Consider the following 18,361-nt stretch of genomic DNA (forward strand, 5'->3'; position numbering starts at 1 on the left):
TTCAGTGTGCTGCGTCGACCATGCCGTGACGCACGGCCAGCAGCGCCAGCTCGACGTCGCTGGTGATCGAGAGCTTCTCGAATATCCGGTAACGGTAGGTGTTCACGGTCTTCGGCGACAGGCAGAGCTTGTCCGAAATGCTCTGCACCTTGTGGCAGTTGGCGATCATCAGGGCGATCTGGATTTCGCGCTCGGACAGGCTATCGAACGGTGTGCCGTTGCGTTCCGGCTCGAAGGATTTCAGCGCGAGGCTCTGCGCAATCTGCGGGCTGATGTAGCGCTGGCCGGCGAACACCTGGCGAATCGCCTGGACCATTTCCGTCAGCCCCGCGCCCTTGGTCAGGTAGCCCGCCGCACCGGCCTGCATCAGGCGGGTCGGGAACGGGTCCTCCTCGCAGACGGTGACCACCACGACGCGCACGTCGGGCTGGCTGCGCAACAACTTGCGGGTCGCTTCCAGGCCGCCGATGCCGGGCATCTTGAGGTCCATCAGGACCACGTCGGGACGCAATTCGCGAGCGAGTTTCAGGGCGCTTTCGCCTGAGTCGGCTTGCCCTACGACCTGCAAGCCGTCGATATCGGCAAGCATGCGGGCAATACCAGTGCGCACCAGATCGTGATCATCGACCACAAGCACCTTGATCACTCAGCACCTCATCGCACAGGTAAAAGGGGGGAGACTGGTCGCTCGCGAAGAGCTTCGGAAACCCGCGAACCTTATCAGAAAGGATTGGCATGACCTAGCTTAGCCGACGGGCGCCAAAAAATTCACGCCAATAAATACACGCCCGCACCACAACTGGGGAATACCCTTTCCGCATGAATCCGCCGACAAATGCTCCGAAAGCATCTGCCGGAGCATTTCTGTACTGCTCGATGGGAGAAGAAGCCCATGTCCGGACGTCTGTCTCACTATCGGAGCATTCAGGACTTCGCCGATGCCCTGGACACGAGTGAACGGATATCAGTCCGGATCGGCGCAATCTTCGCAGACGAAGTTGCCGCGGCGGTCGCTGCGATCCGTCAGATCGCCGCAGAACTCGCACTCCCCTTCGGGTTGATCGAGCGGGTCCGCGTCTTCATCGTCGAAGAACTCGTCCAGATCGTCGTCATTGTCGAGCAGATGATCGTGCTCGGGCTCGTGAATATCGTCTTCGTCGATCATTTCGTGACTCGCGAGTGCGGGAACTACCAGACCCCAGAAACACGAAAGCCCCGACTGGCGGGGCTTTGCGCTATAAAGGATGGCGGAAGCGCAGTCCGCCATCCAATAGTCCGCACCCTTTCTAAAAAATCCACAAACCCTAGATCCTACGGGCCTTACGACCTATTATCTGTTCGTAATCGTTCATATTTGTTTGCCGATTTTCGCAAGACAGTGGGGGAACAAATGGGGGAATAGATTGGCAAGGTGGAGCAGTGCATGGGCAAGTTGAACCCAAAGCAAGTCGAGAATCTGGCAGAACCTGGAACCTATGAAGACGGCGACGGCCTGCGCCTTGTCGTGAAGGTGACGGGGCGCAAATCATGGGTGCTACGCTTCCAGCTCAACGGCAAGCGCCGGGAGATGGGGCTGGGCGGCTTCCCTGATGTGAGCTTGAAAGCCGCTCGCATGGCCGCTGTCGACCAGCGCAAGCTGCTGAGTGCCGGTATCGATCCGATGGCCGCCCGAGATGCCGAGCGGGAGCGCTTGCGCGTCAGCCAGCAGGCCGCCGCCGCCAAGTCCGAGTCTTTCAAGAAAGTTGCCGCCGATTACATCGCCGCGCACCGTGCTGGCTGGAAGAGTGCCAAGCACGCCCAACAGTGGGAGAACACCCTCGCCACCTACGCCGAGCCGATCATCGGCCACCTGTCGACCGATGAAATCACGACTGCACACGTTCTAGAAATTCTGCAGCCGATCTGGACGGAAAAGACGGAAACGGCAAGCCGACTGCGAAACCGGATCGAACTGGTCCTGGATGCTGCCAAGGCACGCGGACTGCGCGCGGGGGAAAACCCGGCACGTTGGCGCGGGCATCTGGACAAACTGCTGCCAAAACAATCGAAGATACAAGTCCGCACCCATCACGCTGCCCTGCCCTGGCAGTACCTGCCAGCCTTCATGATCGAATTAGTCAAGCATGACGATCTGACCTACAAGGCCATGCGGTTGACCATCTTGACCGCATGCCGCACATCCGAAGTGCTGGGGGCTACCTGGGATGAGATTGACGACCAAACGCGCACCTGGACGATTCCCGCCGCCCGCATGAAGGCCGGCAAAGACCACCGTGTGCCGTTGTCTGAGGCTGCCGTCAATGTCCTAAACAGTCTTCCGCGTATTGCGGGCAGCCCCTACCTATTCCCAAGCATCCGCCAAGGTAAGCATTTGTCCAACATGGCTATGCTGATGGGACTACGTCGGATAGGACGTGAGGATCTGACCGTGCACGGATTCCGTTCCACCTTCCGCGACTGGGCAGCCGAGCGCACGCACTACCCGCGCGAAGTCTGCGAGATGGCGCTGGCCCACAAGATTGCGGACGGAGCCGAAGCCGCCTACTGGCGTGGGGACATTTTTGAAAAGCGCCGAGCACTCATGAACGATTGGTCGTGCTACATCACTACACCACCGCCAGTGAACGTTATCTAAAGCGACCTTTAGAGGAGTACGCATTGATGGCGAAAAGAAGGCAGAAGGAAATGACCCGTTCACTCCGGAGGGAGCTTATTCGTCTACCCGGCCTTCTTCCGTACTTGGAGGAGGAGCTCCGGGCGGCTGCGGCTGAAGTTAAGTCGACATTTAGCTTAGGCCTTGGCTCTTGGGAGGAGCGGCATAATCCCGCAAGGGATTTTACGAGCGAGGCGCACCAAGCAGCCAAGCGAAGGTTGCAGGGTGTGCAAGAGCAAATCGCTCGAATCTTGAACGAGCCATTGGCAGGCGTCAGCCGTTGTCAGGCAGCGGAAGTGTTAGATCACTTCGGTGGCATAGTGATTTCTGAGCGGCAAGCCGAGTTGGGTCGCAGGACACGAGTCACTAAGGGTCTCCTGCCCACGGATGAACGCCGGGATGAACGGATTGCTGAGGAAGCGAAAAAGCGAGGCTATGCAATCAGTAAGAACAAGAAAGGCACAGTGTCCGATTTGATGGAATTCTTCGAAGTGAGTGAAGCCACTGCTCGGCGCGCTCTGCGCCGTCACGGCTTGACCCGAAAGCGATCCTGAATTTGCTGTCACACAACCGGTTGTGACAATTCCATGGGCCATCGTCTTGAGACAGCAATCCGCTGTCGACCTGGAGAAACCGACTATGGCCCTGCCTATTCAGCAATCTCGCCACATTATGCGCCTCCCGGCCGTGAGGGCCGCGACCGGCCTGAGCCGCACCACGATTTACGACCTCATGAAAGCGGGGCGCTTCCCGAGAGGTAGGCGTATTGCCGGCACTGGCGCCACTGGCTGGGACTCGCTGGAGATCAATGCGTGGGTTAGCAAACAACTGGGTGAGGTTGCATAGGGCAACGGACGGGGCCGATTGCGAGCCCCTCGCCCTGGTGAGCGCCAGATAGTAGTGGAATCCTGGCGCCGCCCCGCCTCACCCCCTCCCCAGGCACTCTGGCAACGAGATTTCCGATGAAAACGAAGAACGACGCATCAGCGACGGCGGGATTTCATTGCCCGAAACTCCACCGTCGCGGATGAGGAAGTGGGTTAAACGGGAAAGATAAGGCCATTCCATAGCAAGGCCTGAGCAGGGCCTACCGAGGACTTGATGTCACGCAAACGACTGCTCCCCGAAGACTACGCCGCAATGGCAGTGGCGGCTGAAGAGCTGGTGGGGATCAGCGTTGGCATTCGGAAGGAAATGAACAAGGCCCTGCGTGAGCACTACAGAGCATTGTCTGTGTGCGTCCCGGTTGCAGGTTAGCACAAGAAAAATACGATGGAGGCCTCAGTATGAGCAGCGTTGTGCATGTGAATAAGCCTCAAGGATTCACCCGCATGGACAACAACCTGTATGAAGCCCTGATCGGGGCTGATCTGTCGGGTAGGGAGCTCCGCGTTGCCCTGGCCATTCACCGTCTGACCGCTGGATACCAGGTGGATGTGGCGCGTATTGCCGCTTCCGTGATCGCGGATATGACCAGCATCCACCGCGAAGACGTTTCCCGCGCCATCTGCGAGTTGATCCGCCAGCGTGTGATCTACCGCACCAGAGGCAGCCGCAGTCCGATTGGTTTCGCTCCGGTTTCCGAGTGGTCGATTGACCAGAAAAACACCCACCCACACAAGCCGAAAGCAGTGCCACAGCGTGGCGTTTCCACCACGTCCAATGTGGCGTTGGTACCACACTATAAAGAAAGTAAAGAAAATCTAGTTCCTTCGGAACTTGTCGCCGCTGCCCCACCGACTTCGGCCGAACAGGTCGCTGAAGCTCACGCAACCAACGCCCCCCCTGATCGGCCCCCGCAGACCCACTCCGAGCGCATTCCGTTCCAGAAGATCGTCGATCTGTACAACCGGGTGTGCGGAAAGCACCTGCCGCAGTGCCTAAAACTCAACGAGAAGCGCAAGCGCAACATTCGCAAGTGCTGGAACCTGGAGCTCGACGGCGACTTCCCGTTCCGCAGCCTGGAGTGCTGGGAGGGGTATTTCTACGACTGTCTGCAGAACCCTCACTGGATCGGCTACAACGACCGCGGTTGGCGTGCTGACCTAGAGTTCGTAACCCGCGAAGATAAGGTCTTGAAAGTCCTGGAGGGGGCGTGATGACTTATCGCCCTCTCGTAGCGATGGAAGCTGAGCATGGCGTTCTTGGTGCCTTGATGCACCAACCTGAACTCTGCGAAGAGATCGGCGCCTTCCTGGCCCCGACCGACTTTAGTGAACCCGACCATGCCGCCCTGTACGCCCAGATCCTTGCCTGCCACTCGAAGAAACAGCGCCCGGACAGCATCACTCTGTCGGAGATCCGCCGGGAACTCCCGAGTGGCGAGCTGACCATCGTCTACGCCTCGGAGATCATGCGGAACGTCCCCAGCGCGGCGAACGGCAAGCACTACGCTCAGATCGTCGTGGAGCGCGCCAGGGCCCGCAGCCTGTACGCCGCCGGCGAGTGTCTGATGGAGCTTGCCCAGGAGCGCGGCCACATCTCCGAGCAAATCGCCCAGGCCCAGAGGATCGCGTTTGACCTCAGCGCTCAGGATGAGAGCCCGGACGTGGTAACCCTGCGCGAAGCGATGCTGCCTGTCTTCGACGAGATGGAGAACCGCAGGAATGGCACGCAATCGGTAGGGCTGAAGTTCAACCTGCCCGACCTCGATGACTTGGTGTGCGGCCTTCGTCCTGGCAACCTTGTCATCATTGCCGCCCGCCCCAGCACCGGTAAGTCTATGCTCGGCGTAGGCTTGGCCGATGAGATTGCCGTTCGCGCGGACGGCTCTGCTCTGCTGTTCTCGCTGGAGATGCCCCAAGCCGAGCTGGCCAAGCGTTGGCTGGCTTCGCTGTCGGATGTATCCCAGGCGCTGATTGACTCCGGCAAGGCCCTGGAGGATGACGACGCTTGCGCCAGGATGAATGCCGCGGCTGCCAAGGTAGCGGATGCCGACGTGCGCATCTGCGACAAGGGCTCCCTGACGTTCAGCCGCATAGCTTCCATCGCGCGCTTCGAGCATCGGGCGCGGCCGCTGAGCGTGATCATCGTCGACTACTTGAGCCTGATCGCGCCGGAGCCGAACAGCCGGCACCAGAATCGCAACCAGGAGCTCGGCGCCATCAGCCGTGGGCTCAAGGCACTGGCCAAGGAACTGGGCATCCCAATCGTGGCTCTGGCCCAGCTCAACCGTAGTATCGAAATCCGGGTGGACGCCAAGCCGAAGATGTCCGACCTACGCGACTCCGGCGAGATTGAGCAGGACGCTGACGTGATCATCATGGCGCACCGAGACATGAACAGTCCCCAAGGTCAGAACGGCATAACTGAACTCAATGTGGTGAAGTGCCGTCACGCGAAGCCGGGGAAATGCTGGCTGCAGCTCCAAGGGGAATTCGCTCGCTTCGTCAGCTGTGCGCAGGCCCCGGAGGAGCAGCAGAAAGTACAGCGGCCATCTAGCCGCTCGTACTTTCGCGGGGCCAAGGAGCAGCGTGGCGGAGACTGGTGATAATAGTTGTCGGTAGCACCGGCGTGATGCAACGCCTCAGCAGGCGCGAGGGCGAGACTATGGTGGTGATCGACAGCCGCATGCGCCTGTCGCATGAGGATGCGTACTACGACATTCGCACTCATCTCGCGTAGCCTGGCCGCGGGCTCTAAAGTAGAACGTATTAGACCTGCAGGAGGACCTGCACATGGCCGTTGGGAGAAAAACGGGCGGGCGCCTGAAGGGAACACCAAACAAGGCAACCAAGGAAGTGAAGGATGCTTTGGCCGAAGCGTTCGAAAAGCTGGGAGGTGTTTCTGCCCTCGTGCGCTGGGGGAAGGAAGAGCCCGGTGAGTTCTACAAGCTCTGGGCAAGAATGCTTCCCCATGAGATCAGGCACGGTGTTCCGCAGGAGGACTCGCTCTCTGTCCTGCTTCGACAGATATCAGGTGCGACACTAAAGCCCGCCATCCTAAATAAAGGCAGAACAGTAGGTACTGGCAGTCGCTGTAGTGAATAGCCCCATCAGCGCCAACAAATTTTATTAGCATTTTGGTCAGTCGCCTCGTGACTGCCTTTATGGGTAGATCCCAATGCAAAGGTGCCCAATCGCTGCTTGGTCGAACCACCAAAGGAGACAGCTTGAACAAGCCCAACAACCCGCAGATGCCGTTTATTTGGCCGGAACCGCTCGGGAGTACAGGCGTCAGTCGATATGAGACGGAGTTGCCATTTGAGGTGGCTGCGCAGGCCGCCCAGTGCGTGTTTGGCGTGGTTTCCGCGATCGACGCCAGAGCAACGGATTGGATGGAGCGGTACCTCGCTGACAACACCGAAACCAGGCTCCGACTGGTCGTCAGCATCCACCCGACTTGTCGGACGTCGGAATCCGACTTACAGAACCTCCTGCACCTGGTCGAGCGATACGGCGATCGCGCTGCCTTCAAGGTGTTCCCCGAAGCATCGCTGTTTGATCGGTCCTCTAACCTTCTGTGTCTGTGCGGGGTGGGTGGTGACACAGCGGTTTCAGTTGGTCCGACAGAAAATATGGGGTTCGCTCCCACGTCACCTTCGCAGGCAAATCTGGCGTCGGTTGTGACAGCGGCGACGTTTGAGGCTTGTAGGAAGTGGTTTGACTACCTGTGGGGCATCGCCGGTCCGCTGCACTCGGATGTCGCGACGGCGATGCCCAATCTGGTGCTACCCGAGGGCGACGTGGAGGCTGCCCGTCAGTGGGAGGACTACCGGCGCAGCTGTCTTAACCACGAATCAACCACCGCGCCACCGGTAAGGGCCGTCGTCGACCCAGAATCCGGCGAGGTTGTTCTGGTTGACCAGAATAATGAAGCAGTCCCCTCCCCGACCGAAGCCATTGGTGTCCCCAAGCTCGACCCCCTTGCAGAATACGTGGCACGGGTCTTCGAGCTCGGAGCGCTGGTCTCCGTTGACAAGTTGAGCAGGATTCCACCATTGGAGGCACCGGTGAAGCCTGAGTGGTTCGGCGTGGATAGTTTTCGCCAGACTGGAATGGTCAGGGCGCAGACCTCGATCAAGGTCGCGCCCTTCGATGAGGCCACGCTCAAAAAGATCGACAGGCTGCGCCGAGTGTCCGGTGAACTGTTGCCGCACTATTCGTTCGCTCTGGCCGATGGTGTGCGGTGGATACCCAAGCAGGCCATCCCCCTCTTTGAGGCGGCACTGACTGCCGCAAACGAGGACGCGAAGAAGATACTCGGACAGACTATCGGTGATGACATCCAGGCCTTTTTGGGAACGCAGCGCGAGCGCATCCGAAATGATGCTCAGCGTATGTACGAGACCTATCACCCTGGCGGGAAGATCCCGGATAACGCCGTTACTAATATTCTGGACGAGCTCAAGGCGCGCCTGGATAAGACAAAGGCCGACAAGCTGATCCCAAAAGTTGCGTACTCACCCGTAGCCTTCAACCCGTCGCAACAGTCGGAGTGGTCGTCGCCCTGGGGCCAAGCGTTCGCGCTCCTGAAAGGCATTGCAGAATTTCCGCGCGAGGCCATGACCAACCGATTCTTCTGGCAAGGCATCAGGACGGATGAGGATGTCCTGATCCAGGCAATGAATGTGGCCCGCGACTACCTCGTTGAGGAGTACGGTGGGCGCAAAGCCAAGCAGCGTGCCGAACTTGAACTGGACCTGATCAAGCAACTCGAGAACGCGTCGGGCGACACGCTGGCGAAGTGCCAAGCCCTGTGGAGCTTGATCACGACCGGAAAAGAGGAGGCAGTGCTAGCGCTTGTAGCTGACAGACCAGTGAGCTGCCCGGCTTGACATACTCATCGACGACCTGAGCCTTGAAGGATCTGGAATAGGCACGGCGCTGCATGATTCCCCGCCAAGTCTTGAGATGGTGTCCACGATAAATAGGTGAATACCATCTCAAGGCTTGGCAGAGTCAATCTAGACGGGAGGACCGGACGGTTACGCTCAAGTTAGCACAACATCCGAACATCAGATCCAGCCAGCTCATCAAATGCGAGGGAGCCTCCGAATGGAAGTAAGCGTCTGCTGATCACCCCTTGCGGTGTTGGGCGTTAGCGGACGCTACTCATTGGAAAGAAATCGCTCTGTGATCAATGCCACAGCCGCCGCCGGCGACATCAGGGCCGTGTCTACGGTAAACGGAGCCTCATCCCACACCGCATATTCATGACCCAATACAGACTGCCAGGTTGGTGGTGTCAGCCCGGGAATATCAATCTCCCTCGTCTCTACCCGGCGCTGGTGCTCATGCTTGTCAGAGCAAATGACCTGAACATTCACTAATGGAGCATCAGCACGCCTTGCGATTTCGCTCCATGCCTTTCGGCTTTCGATTACCGGGTTCACGCAGTCGACTATGACCGTGTTGCCAATACGGAGATTGCTCAGAGCAAGCTCATTGGCCACCATATACCCGCTCCGCCCCACGCCTCGCGCCAGAGCTTCTGAGTTTCGAATCGCTTGCTCAATCGCGTCGATCCGCAGATACACCGCAGTTAATCGGGTCGCAAGGTCTCTCGCGATGGTCGTCTTTCCGGTGCCTGGAAGGCCGCTGAAGACAATGAGCATTCCCTGTCCCTCGGTTGGTGAGTCAAGCCAGCAGGCGGTTGCCAGTTATGCGGTAGTAATTGCCTAATCTCAGTCCCCGCTGCGTCGGTAGCCGTGTGAGCACATCTTTGAGATAGGCATACGGATCGTGTCCATTCATCCGTGCCGACTGGATCAGGCTCATGATCGCCGCCGCTCGCTTGCCGCTGCGCAGCGACCCGGCAAACAGCCAGTTCGAGCGACCCAGCGCCCACGGCCGGATCTGGTTCTCCACCCAGTTGTTGTCGATGGGCACGGCGCCGTCATCAAGGTAGCGTGTCAGTGCCATCCAGCGCTTCAAGCTGTAGTCGAGCGCCTTGGCAGTCGCTGACCCTTCAGGCACCAAGTCGCGCTGGACCAGCATCCAGGTATGCAGGGTTTCGAGGAGGGGAGCTGCGTTCTCCTGCCGTATTCGCCGGCGATCTTCATCGCCCAAGTCGCGCGCTTGCCGTTCGATTTCGTAGAAGCCGGCAATTGCGTGCAGTGCCTGCTCGGCCAGTTGGCTTTTATTCGCCACGTGCAGGTCGAAGAACTTGCGCCGGGCGTGGGCCATGCAGCCGATCTCGGTGATGCCCTGCTCAAAGCTGGCCTTGTAGCCGGCAAAGTCATCACAGACCAGCTTGCCCTTCCATTGGCCGAGGAAGTTGCGCGCATGTTCGCCGGCGCGGCTGGGGCTGAAATCGTAGACCACGGCGCTCAGGTCGGCGAAGGGCGTGGTGCTGTAGGCCCAGACGTAGGCACGGCGGGTCTTCTTCTCGCCAGGCGCGAGCATCTGAACCGGGGTTTCGTCGGCGTGGATCACGCGTTGGGCGAGTACCGCTTCGCGCAGGGCATCGACCAGCGGCTGAAGTTGCACGCCGGTTTGCCCGACCCACTGCGCCAGCGTCGAGCGGGCGATAGCCAGGCCGGCACGACCGAAGATTTTCTCCTGCCGGTACAGTGGCAGGTGGTCGGCGAACTTGGCCACCATCACGTGAGCCAGGAGGCCGGCGGTGGGGATGCCTTTGTCGATCACCTGGGCCGGCACCGGTGCCTGGATCAGCGTTTCGCATTGGCGGCAGGCCCATTTCCCACGCACGTGCTGTTCGACGGTGAACACGCCCGGCGTGTAGTCGAGCTTTTCGCTGACGTCTTCGCCGACGCGCTGAAGCTGGCAACCGCAGGCGCACTGGGTGTTCTCCGGTTCGTGACAGATCACGGTGCACGGAAATTGTGGTGGCAGCGGTGTGCGCTTGGGCTGTTGGCGTGGTTCGGCTGGGGCAGCCGGGGGATTGACGGCTTTCAGCTCGGCCTCGATGGCGGCGATGTCCGTGTCGATCAGATCTTCCAGCAAGCTGCCTTGGGCCGGGCTCAGTTGCTCGCTGCGCTTGGCGAACTTGTGCCGTTTGAGCAACGCGATTTCGTGGGTGAGCTGTTCGTTGACCGTTTCGATGCGCTGGAGCTTCTTGCCCAGCGTGTCGACTTGCGACAGCAACTGCGCGGCCAGTGCGCGCAGTTGGTCAGGGGTCATCTGGTCGAGATTGGGCGAGGCAGTCATGCCACCGATGGTGCCAGAGCAGGCGCTCGGCGACGATGACGCGATAGGCTAATAGCAGGGGTCAAAGCACCGTGATCGAGCCCCTGGCACCGACGCGTTGCCAGGGTAAACCCAGCACCAGGGCTCGAAGTTGCTTGGCGTCCAGCTCCATTTCGATTCCATGCCGGAGGCCCGGCCAGATGAAGCGCCCCTGGTGCAAACGCCGGGCGGCGAGCCAGATTCCGACACCGTCGTGCACCAGCACCTTCATCCGGTTGGCCCGTCGGTTGGCGAACAGATAAGCGCAGTGCGGCTTCGCCGCACCGAATACCGCCACCACACGGGCCAACGCAGTGTCGGTGCCGGCACGCATGTCCATCGGCTCGGTGGCGAGCCAGATGGCATCGATGCGGATCACTGCGTAAGCCCCCGTACAAACCGGGCACAGCCTTCGGGATCGGAGGTTGGCCATTTTACGGTCAGCGTTTGCTGCCCAAGCGGTAGCTCGATGATCACCGCTGCCTCGGGTCGGCACTTCGGCTCAGTGGTTAGCGGGATGAAGGCAGGCAATGTCGTCGCCGGCTGATCACGGTAAAGCGGTAGCCATTTGCGGACGACATTGGCGTTGATGCCGTGGCTCAAGGCGACACTGGCCACCGAGGCGCCTGGCTGGAGGCACTCCTGGACGACCTGAGCCTTGAAGGGCTTGGGGTAAGAGTTTCGCTGGCGTATGAGGATCCGCTTGCAAGGGCTAAAAATGGTGGCCAGTAAATTAGGTGGACACCATCGCCCTTAATGCAGGGATCAGGTAGGTGGGTTGGCCGGACGGTTACGAATGGAATCCCTCCAATCCACCTACTGGCTGCCCAGCAGCCTTATTATTGGGTGAAGACCGTAGCGTCTGAAGTGTGGCCCCTGCAATTAACCATCGAGGTGTCGGGGTGCTCACCGAGTCGCACGGGAACGGCCTCAACCTATTGCAGTATCTAATCCTGCAATTCTGCAGACTTGGTGAAGAGCTCCTCTATTGGCATGTTAGCCACGCCATCACCTTACAGCCAAGCGTCACAAAGCGTCTCAGCCTGCGCCAGCACTAGCTGAGCCGCTTCCTCCTGCTGATCAGGCGGATATTTGTACTTGCGCAGAATGCGCTTGACCATCAAACGCAGCTTGGCACGCACGCTTTCACGATTGTTCCAGTCCACAGTCACGTTCTTCCGAAGGTTGTCGGTCAATTCATGAGCAATTCTGGCCAGGGTCTCATCACCCAGTTCGCGCACTGAGGCCTCGTTATTGGCCAAAGCATCGTAGAACGCAAGCTCATCATCGTTCAGACCCAGTTGTTCACCGCGCTTGCTGGCCGCAGCGAATTTCTTGGCCATTTCGATCAGTTCTTCGATCACCTGTGCGGTTTCGATGGAGCGATTCTGGTAACGCTTGATCACATTGCCAAGGAGCTCGGAGAACTTCTTCTCCTGAGCCAAATTGGTGGAGAACTTGCTCTTGATCTCACCTTCCAAAAGCCGCTCTAGCAATTCGACCGCCAGGTTCTTCTCAGGTAGGTTGCGGACCTCAGCAAGGAACTCATCATCCAGCAAGCCGATGTTTGGCTTGTCCAGACCAACTGCCTCGAACACATCCACCACCTCGCCAGAAACCACCGCATTACCAATGATCTGGCGGATAGCGAGCTCGCGTTCCTCGTCGGTTTTCTTCTGCGCGCTGATATCACGCTTGGTCAGAAGAACCTTGATGGCCTGAAGGAACGCCACCTCTTCACGCAAAGCCTTGGCCTCATCCAAAGTGCAACAGAGAGTGAAGGCCTTGCTCATGGCCAGGGAGTTGTCTGCAAAGCGCTTCTTGCCGTCCTCCAGACCAAGGATATGATTCGCCGCACCAGCGAGGAGCTTGTGCCCTCCAGTGAGGAAATCGCTGTAATCAAAACCGTGCAGCATGCTGCGCAGCACCTCGAGCTTTTCCTCCAGCACGGCGTAGGCTTCGTGTACATCCACCGTCGGCCGGCCCCGCCCCTTGCTCGAGGTGTATTCCCTTAGGGCGGCCTTCAACTCATTAGCGATGCCGATGTAGTCCACCACCAGGCCGCCTTGCTTGTCCTTGAAGACGCGGTTCACCCGAGCAATGGCCTGCATCAGGTTGTGGCCTTTCATGGGCTTATCGACATAGAGAGCATGTACGCAAGGTGCATCGAAGCCCGTCAGCCACATGTCTCGCACGATCACCAGCTTGAGAGGGTCTTTGGGATCCTTGAAACGTTTCTCCAGGCGCTTCTTCACCTGGCCGGAATGGATGTGCGGACGCAGCAGGGCCTTGTCGGAAGCACTGCCGGTCATCACGATCTTGATTGTCCCCTTCTCGGGGTCATCGTCATGCCAGTCTGGCCGCAGGGCGATAATTGCGTCGTACAAATGCACGCAAATTTCGCGACTCATTGCGACCACCATGGCCTTGCCGTTCTGGGCCTGATTGCGTTCCTCGAAATGCGCCACAAGATCGGCAGCCACGCTCTTGATCCTAGGCTCCGCCCCAACCACCTTCTCCAGGGCCGCCCAACGACTCTTCAAACGTGACTGCTGGTCTTCTTCCTCATCCTCCGCCAGTTCATCGACTTCCTCGTCGATTTTTGGCAATTCACTGTCCTTGAGCGACAGTTTGGCCAGGCGCGACTCGTAATAAATCGCAACGGTCGCCCCGTCTTCCTTAGCCTGCTGCATATCGTAGATGTGGATGTAATCGCCGAACACCGCTCGCGTATCACGATCCTCACTGGATACAGGCGTACCGGTGAACGCGACGAAGGTTGCGTTTGGCAGCGCATCGCGCAGGTGCTGCGCATAACCCACCTGGTAACGTGCGCTGGCTTCCGCCACCTTGAGATCCGGCACCTTCAATTCTGCCGAGAAGCCGTACTGAGTGCGGTGCGCTTCATCAGCTATCACCACGATGTTGTGGCGTGTGGAAAGCACCGGGAAGCTGTCTTCATCCTCCCCCGGCATAAACTTCTGGATCGTCGCGAAGACGATACCGCCACTCGGCCGATTACTGAGTTTCTCACGCAAATCGCCGCGGGTTACTGCCTGCGCCGGTTGCTCACGCAACAAATCCTGGGATAGAGAGAACACTCCGAACAACTGACCATCCAGGTCGTTGCGGTCTGTGATCACCACAATGGTTGGGTTTTCCATTGCAGTTTCCTGCATTACCCGAGCGGCAAAGCAGGTCATGGTGATGCTCTTACCGGAACCCTGGGTATGCCACACTACCCCACCCTTCTGCGTACCACCCGGGCGCGAAGCTTGAACCACCTGGTTGATCGCGGCCCGCACCGCATGAAACTGGTGATAGCCGGCAATCTTCTTCACCAACCGCCCATCATCCTCGAACAAAACGAAGTACCGCAGGTAATCGAGTAGCATCTCCGGCGCAAGAACCCCTCGCACCAAAGTTTCCAACTCGTTGAACTGCCCTAGCGGGTCGAGGCTGACTCCATCGATGGTCCGCCAGCGAGCGAAGCGCTCGGAGTCGGCGGAAAGTGACCCCATGCGCGCTTCGCTACCATCGGATATGACCAGAATCTCGTTGTACTGGAACACATCGGAGATCTGCTCCTTGTATGTCTGTATCTGGTCGAAAGCTTTCCAGATATCCGCGTTCACGTCTGCTGGGTTCTTCAACTCCAGCAATACCAGCGGCAGGCCATTGACAAAGAGGATGATGTCCGGGCGGCGGGTATGTTTCGGCCCCTGAATGCTGAATTGATTGACCGCTAGCCATTCATTGCCATGCACCTTCGCCCAGTCGATCAAACGAACAAAGTCACCACGTGTCTCGCCGTCCTTTTGGTACTGCACCGGCACACCACTGACTAGCAGCCGGTGGAACAGCCGATTGGCCGAAAGCTGCACTGGTGCACCCAGTTCTATTACCTGACGAAGGGCATCCTCGCGCGCGGCAAGTGGAATTTGTGGGTTCAACCGGGCGATGGCGTCACGCAGCCGCTCCACTAGCAGCACCTGACGGTAATTTTCGCGCTCCGGACTACCGCCGTCATGGGCAATATCCGGACCATACAGATGCTGATAGCCCAGGTCACTCAGCCAGCCGAGGGTTTCCTGCTCCAGTTGGTCTTCGGTCATTCCTGAACCCCGGTTCTCTCTTTATGCCAGCAACGCTAATGCATGAGTTTTTTGACTCACACAGCGCGCAAAGTCCACGTCATCCAGCCCAAGCAAGGTATCGGACTCCAGATCAAAGGGTAGAACCCAAAGCCGCAGTTCAGGGCTGAAATCGAACGGAGCCAAAGGCTGGTGAAACTGAGCCGAACGCGGATAAATCATCGCCATCTCACCACGTCCATGTAGGTATTTCTGCCCGTAGGCAAACAATTGATAGAAGTCCGCTTGGCTCAAGCCGTAATTATTCCGGCGGTCCGCGCCATCCAGCTTCTTCCACTTGGTATCCAGCACCCAGGCCTGCCGATCTTTTTCCAGCAGCAAGTCGGGCTCCAGTCGAAACATGGAACCTTGCTCGTGTTCGCACAAACTGTGGCGTGCAGCCTGTGAAGTGAGTCTAGCGCCAGCGACTAGCTGCCTACGCAGCCAGCGCTCCACATAGCACTCAAACAGCTTCTCCATGGGAAATAGCATGCTCATGCCCTGCCACTGGCCACTCACCGCCAAGGGCATCTGCTGGTTGAGGATCAGCTCGCACCACGGTTTGACGGCCTGGTAGTGCGCCATCAGGCGATCACGGCTCCAGGCGCGGAAATCCAGGCTTATATGGCGACTGGCTGGTACCTCGGCCAGCATCGCACGCAGCTCACTGGCCAAACGCCAGTTGGCGGCATCCTGGGTGGTCTTGGCCACCTGCTCCAGCGCCAGTTTGAGTAAGCGGTTCTCGGCACGATCCGGCAGGAATACATCGTGACGAAGCTGGAAGTGGTGCTGTCGTCCGGGAGGCTGACGCATCTGCGCCACTACATTGAGCTGCCCCCGCAGAAAGCGCTGCTCTTCCTCAACGCGCTGGTAGTCGAAACGCACCCCGCGCTTAACCAGCAGGTCCAGCTCAGCCAGGAACTGCCCCATTACCCACTCGCTCAGCGGCGCATCAAACAGCTCCAGGTTGGTCGCCGAGGCCTCTCGCGGCTTAAGTTGCAAGGCACACTGAATCAGCTTTCGCAGCAATTGCCGGCTTTTACGCAGGCAGTCGCCCTCCTCGAAGTGCTTGGGCAGGATCTCCAGCTGAGTGCCACAAGGGGTTTCCAGCACACCTACATAAGAGTCCCACTTCAACCAGCGACGCCCCTGCACCTGCAGCAGCGTGACGCCTCCACGGTTAAAGCGTGCGCTGAGTTCACACAGCCAATCGAAGGCGCTGCTCGACACCTGGGCAATGTCCAGCGAAGGCTCTACCACTTCAGTGGTCAGCCTGGCGTATTCGCGGATGGTGATCAGTCGGCTGCTCAAGATTCAGCCCTGGATGTTGCGATAGCTATCAATCGAACCAAAGGCTCTGTCATTCAGCTCCCAGCGTTGATCAGTAAGTTTCTCCGCCACTTCAGCGCCAAACAGGGCAGACAGCCCTTGTTCGTTCGGGGGCCGCATCACAAAGGGCTCAGCTCCTCTCAAACTCGCTTGCTGGTCATTCAACACCCAGCCAATCCGCTCCCAATCCTCGAAGAAGTACTCCTGCAGCAATGGCAGAATCTGGTTGCGGAAGATGGCAGCCAACCGATCCAGCGTGGACTCATTCCTGAGCGGCATAAAATAGGCGTGCCCCAGGCAGTGGTCACGATCCAGCAGCACCGAGATGCGCTGATTCATCGTCCTCAACAGTTGGCCGATATTCAGCCCTTCGACCGTAATGTCGTCCAGCAGCTCAGGCCGTGGCGGCATCTCACGGAATACAAAGCGCCGACGCAGCGCGATATCCAGCCCGGCCAGCGAACGGTCAGCGGTATTCATAGTGCCGATTAGGTACACATTCTGCGGCACACTAAAGGCCGCTTTGGAATACGGCAGCACCACCGAAAGCGCCTCATCAGCACCGGCACGCTTGGAGTGTTCGATCAAGGTGATCAGCTCGCCAAAGATGCGAGAAACACTGCCCCGGTTGATCTCATCGATGATCAGCACCCGAGCATCGGGTGTTTGCGGTTTGGTGCTTGGTTGCAACAAATGCTCGACCAAGGCAGCGAATAGACTCTGGTAGCCATTGACAAAGTACTTCTCCAGTTCCGCTTCGGCGACCTTCTCAAACACTCGCCCCTGGCGAATATCATCCACCGTTAATCGGTCGGCGCGAACATATGCTAGCAACTGCTTGATGATGCTCAACGGCAGCGGCAAAACACCACCCCTGGGCTTTTCGAACTCCACCTGCTCGCTACCCACGCTGCGTACCACATAGCCCTGGCCGAAGCGTTGCCCCACCTGAAACAAAGCAGCTCCATCGCTCGACACCCTGCCAAGTAGCGCTGCCAACTTGTCACGGTCTAAGCTCGGGCTGCGAAGCTCATACAACGTCATTTGGCTGAACTGGCCATTGAGTAGTTCGCTATGTGGCAGCGATGGCTGGTACTGGCGCAGCCACTTCACCGGACGCATCTGCGAATAGCCAGCCTCGAACTCGGCGTGCGGCTTGAACTGGTAGTCGCCGATCACCTCGCCAATGGCGCGGAACTTGAAGTTGCCATCGGACACGACGACTAGATCACCCACCTTCATCCGGGTGACAAAAGTGGTGACGCTGGTAATTGCATAATCCGTCGCCGGATTCTCCGGCACCACGCCGGCTTCGGCAAAACGCGCTTGAACCTGCTCGCGGTTGGTACAGCCAGAAAAGTTGATACTGTCGCCATAGCCCAGCAGTACATAGCCGCCCGCCAGGCACTCCTGGTAAATGCTGGCGTCCTCACCCAGGGTATTGCCCAGCGACATCTTCCAGATTCGCCGCTGACCAAGTTCTGCCGGCGCCTCAGCTTGTTGCGTCACCTTCACAGCAGCCGCTTCGCACAAGGACTTAAACACGCCATCTACTACCTCATAGCGCAGTTGCTGGCTGGCTTCATCGGTAGTGGCACGCAACCCTTCGACAAAGTCCTCGTAGCTAAAGCTCTGGTGGAAGGTAACGAAGCGAATACGGTCTTGCTGTGCCAACTCGTCGAAGCGCCGCTTGAGAGCACTACGGTTGCCCTGCTGTTCGCGTAGATACTCCGGGTCAAGCACCTGCAGCGCAGCCTCAATGGTCGCGTAAGTTTTACCGGTACCCGGCGGACCAAAAAGTATTTGGTTCAACACCACTTCGCTGCGGGCCATTTTTGAATCCTCGACAATCACTTCTGCAGTCTCTTCTGCAAAGGCCAGGTATCCCAGCTCGATCAGTCCCTTATCTTGCGGGTTGTTGCCACTCTCTCGACTGTTGGCGAAATGACGCAGATCGAAGCGCATTGCGTCCTGCTGTGTTTTTGATCGCTGTCGCCCCGGGAACTGGGGCTCCAAATCAGCAATTGCTGCAACCCCATCTTGACCTGCATGCTCAGCGATGAAATCCAGCGACTCCTGAGCCTTCGCAGTATCGGCACTCCGCCCGAGTACTCGAA

Annotated in this window: 14 protein-coding genes and 1 pseudogene; 6 read left to right on the top strand and 9 right to left on the bottom strand. The window is 58.6% G+C overall.

Annotation, left to right across the window (positions count from 1 at the left end; all coding sequences use genetic code 11):
- Window position 1: 1 nt before the first annotated feature.
- Window positions 2-646, bottom strand: coding sequence for a response regulator transcription factor GacA (gacA, locus tag JFY56_RS02505; protein WP_208311894.1), 645 nt, complete (start codon window positions 644-646; stop codon window positions 2-4).
- Window positions 647-964: 318 nt separating this feature from the next.
- Window positions 965-1,165, bottom strand: coding sequence for a hypothetical protein (locus JFY56_RS02510; RefSeq protein ID WP_208312533.1), 201 nt, complete (start codon window positions 1,163-1,165; stop codon window positions 965-967).
- Between the two features lie 258 nt (window positions 1,166-1,423).
- On the opposite strand from JFY56_RS02510, the gene JFY56_RS02515 reads away from it, so the two are divergent.
- The 6 genes from JFY56_RS02515 to JFY56_RS02540 all read left to right on the top strand — a co-directional run bounded on the left by JFY56_RS02515 (window position 1,424) and on the right by JFY56_RS02540 (window position 8,429).
- Window positions 1,424-2,635, top strand: coding sequence for a tyrosine-type recombinase/integrase (locus JFY56_RS02515; protein ID WP_208311895.1), 1,212 nt, complete (start codon window positions 1,424-1,426; stop codon window positions 2,633-2,635).
- A 690-nt stretch (window positions 2,636-3,325) separates the two neighbouring features.
- Window positions 3,326-3,499: a helix-turn-helix transcriptional regulator gene (locus JFY56_RS02520; RefSeq protein WP_408004376.1), complete on the top strand. Its 174-nt coding sequence runs from the start codon at window positions 3,326-3,328 to the stop codon at window positions 3,497-3,499.
- Between the two features lie 440 nt (window positions 3,500-3,939).
- Window positions 3,940-4,752: a replication protein gene (locus JFY56_RS02525; protein ID WP_208311897.1), complete on the top strand. Its 813-nt coding sequence runs from the start codon at window positions 3,940-3,942 to the stop codon at window positions 4,750-4,752.
- Window positions 4,752-6,143 (top strand): DnaB-like helicase C-terminal domain-containing protein, encoded by a 1,392-nt coding sequence (locus JFY56_RS02530; RefSeq protein ID WP_236032397.1) that lies wholly within the window; start codon window positions 4,752-4,754, stop codon window positions 6,141-6,143. The genes JFY56_RS02525 and JFY56_RS02530 overlap by 1 nt, the downstream gene beginning before the upstream one ends.
- Window positions 6,144-6,330: 187 nt before the next feature.
- Entirely contained in the window at window positions 6,331-6,642 is a 312-nt protein-coding gene (locus JFY56_RS02535) for a hypothetical protein (protein WP_208311899.1), read from the top strand.
- A 122-nt stretch (window positions 6,643-6,764) separates the two neighbouring features.
- A complete protein-coding gene (locus tag JFY56_RS02540) occupies window positions 6,765-8,429 on the top strand; it encodes a hypothetical protein (RefSeq protein WP_208311900.1) in 1,665 nt (554 codons plus the stop codon).
- 273 nt (window positions 8,430-8,702) lie between these two features.
- Here JFY56_RS02540 and JFY56_RS02545 read toward each other — a convergent pair whose 3' ends face one another.
- From JFY56_RS02545 to JFY56_RS02575, 7 genes and pseudogenes are all read right to left on the bottom strand, one after another.
- A complete protein-coding gene (locus JFY56_RS02545; RefSeq protein WP_208311901.1) occupies window positions 8,703-9,209 on the bottom strand; it encodes an AAA family ATPase in 507 nt (168 codons plus the stop codon).
- A gap of 35 nt (window positions 9,210-9,244) precedes the next feature.
- A pseudogene (tnpC, locus tag JFY56_RS02550) lies at window positions 9,245-10,764 on the bottom strand (IS66 family transposase); the annotation flags it as partial.
- A 61-nt stretch (window positions 10,765-10,825) separates the two neighbouring features.
- Window positions 10,826-11,161, bottom strand: coding sequence for an IS66 family insertion sequence element accessory protein TnpB (gene tnpB, locus JFY56_RS24350; protein WP_328824786.1), 336 nt, complete (start codon window positions 11,159-11,161; stop codon window positions 10,826-10,828).
- Window positions 11,158-11,511 carry an IS66-like element accessory protein TnpA gene (tnpA, locus tag JFY56_RS24680; RefSeq protein WP_208312496.1) on the bottom strand — a complete coding sequence of 118 codons (354 nt, stop codon included), beginning with the start codon at window positions 11,509-11,511 and terminating at the stop codon, window positions 11,158-11,160. The genes tnpB and tnpA overlap by 4 nt, the downstream gene beginning before the upstream one ends.
- Before the next feature lie 284 nt (window positions 11,512-11,795).
- The gene (locus tag JFY56_RS02565) at window positions 11,796-14,897 is read right to left on the bottom strand and encodes a type I restriction endonuclease subunit R (protein WP_208311902.1); all 3,102 of its coding nucleotides are present in this window, start codon (window positions 14,895-14,897) and stop codon (window positions 11,796-11,798) included.
- Window positions 14,898-14,918: 21 nt separating this feature from the next.
- A complete protein-coding gene (locus JFY56_RS02570) occupies window positions 14,919-16,226 on the bottom strand; it encodes an McrC family protein (protein ID WP_208311903.1) in 1,308 nt (435 codons plus the stop codon).
- A 3-nt stretch (window positions 16,227-16,229) separates the two neighbouring features.
- Entirely contained in the window at window positions 16,230-18,077 is a 1,848-nt protein-coding gene (locus tag JFY56_RS02575; RefSeq protein WP_208312497.1) for an AAA family ATPase, read from the bottom strand.
- Between the last annotated feature and the right edge of the window lie 284 nt (window positions 18,078-18,361).

This window comes from Pseudomonas schmalbachii, from assembly GCF_017589465.1.
GTDB classification, from domain to species: Bacteria; Pseudomonadota; Gammaproteobacteria; order Pseudomonadales; family Pseudomonadaceae; genus Pseudomonas; species Pseudomonas schmalbachii.

Bases quoted from the DNA above. Each gene is read 5' to 3' on its own strand.
- JFY56_RS02545 (WP_208311901.1), bottom strand. From the start codon at position 9,209: ATGCTCATTGTCTTCAGCGGCCTTCCAGGCACCGGAAAGACGACCATC.
- JFY56_RS02565 (WP_208311902.1), bottom strand. From the start codon at position 14,897: ATGACCGAAGACCAACTGGAGCAGGAAACCCTCGGCTGGCTGAGTGAC.
- JFY56_RS02510 (WP_208312533.1), bottom strand. From the start codon at position 1,165: ATGATCGACGAAGACGATATTCACGAGCCCGAGCACGATCATCTGCTC.
- JFY56_RS02530 (WP_236032397.1), top strand. From the start codon at position 4,752: ATGACTTATCGCCCTCTCGTAGCGATGGAAGCTGAGCATGGCGTTCTT.
- JFY56_RS02520 (WP_408004376.1), top strand. From the start codon at position 3,326: ATGCGCCTCCCGGCCGTGAGGGCCGCGACCGGCCTGAGCCGCACCACG.
- JFY56_RS02535 (WP_208311899.1), top strand. From the start codon at position 6,331: ATGGCCGTTGGGAGAAAAACGGGCGGGCGCCTGAAGGGAACACCAAAC.
- JFY56_RS02575 (WP_208312497.1), bottom strand. From the start codon at position 18,077: ATGGCCCGCAGCGAAGTGGTGTTGAACCAAATACTTTTTGGTCCGCCG.
- JFY56_RS02525 (WP_208311897.1), top strand. From the start codon at position 3,940: ATGAGCAGCGTTGTGCATGTGAATAAGCCTCAAGGATTCACCCGCATG.
- JFY56_RS02515 (WP_208311895.1), top strand. From the start codon at position 1,424: ATGGGCAAGTTGAACCCAAAGCAAGTCGAGAATCTGGCAGAACCTGGA.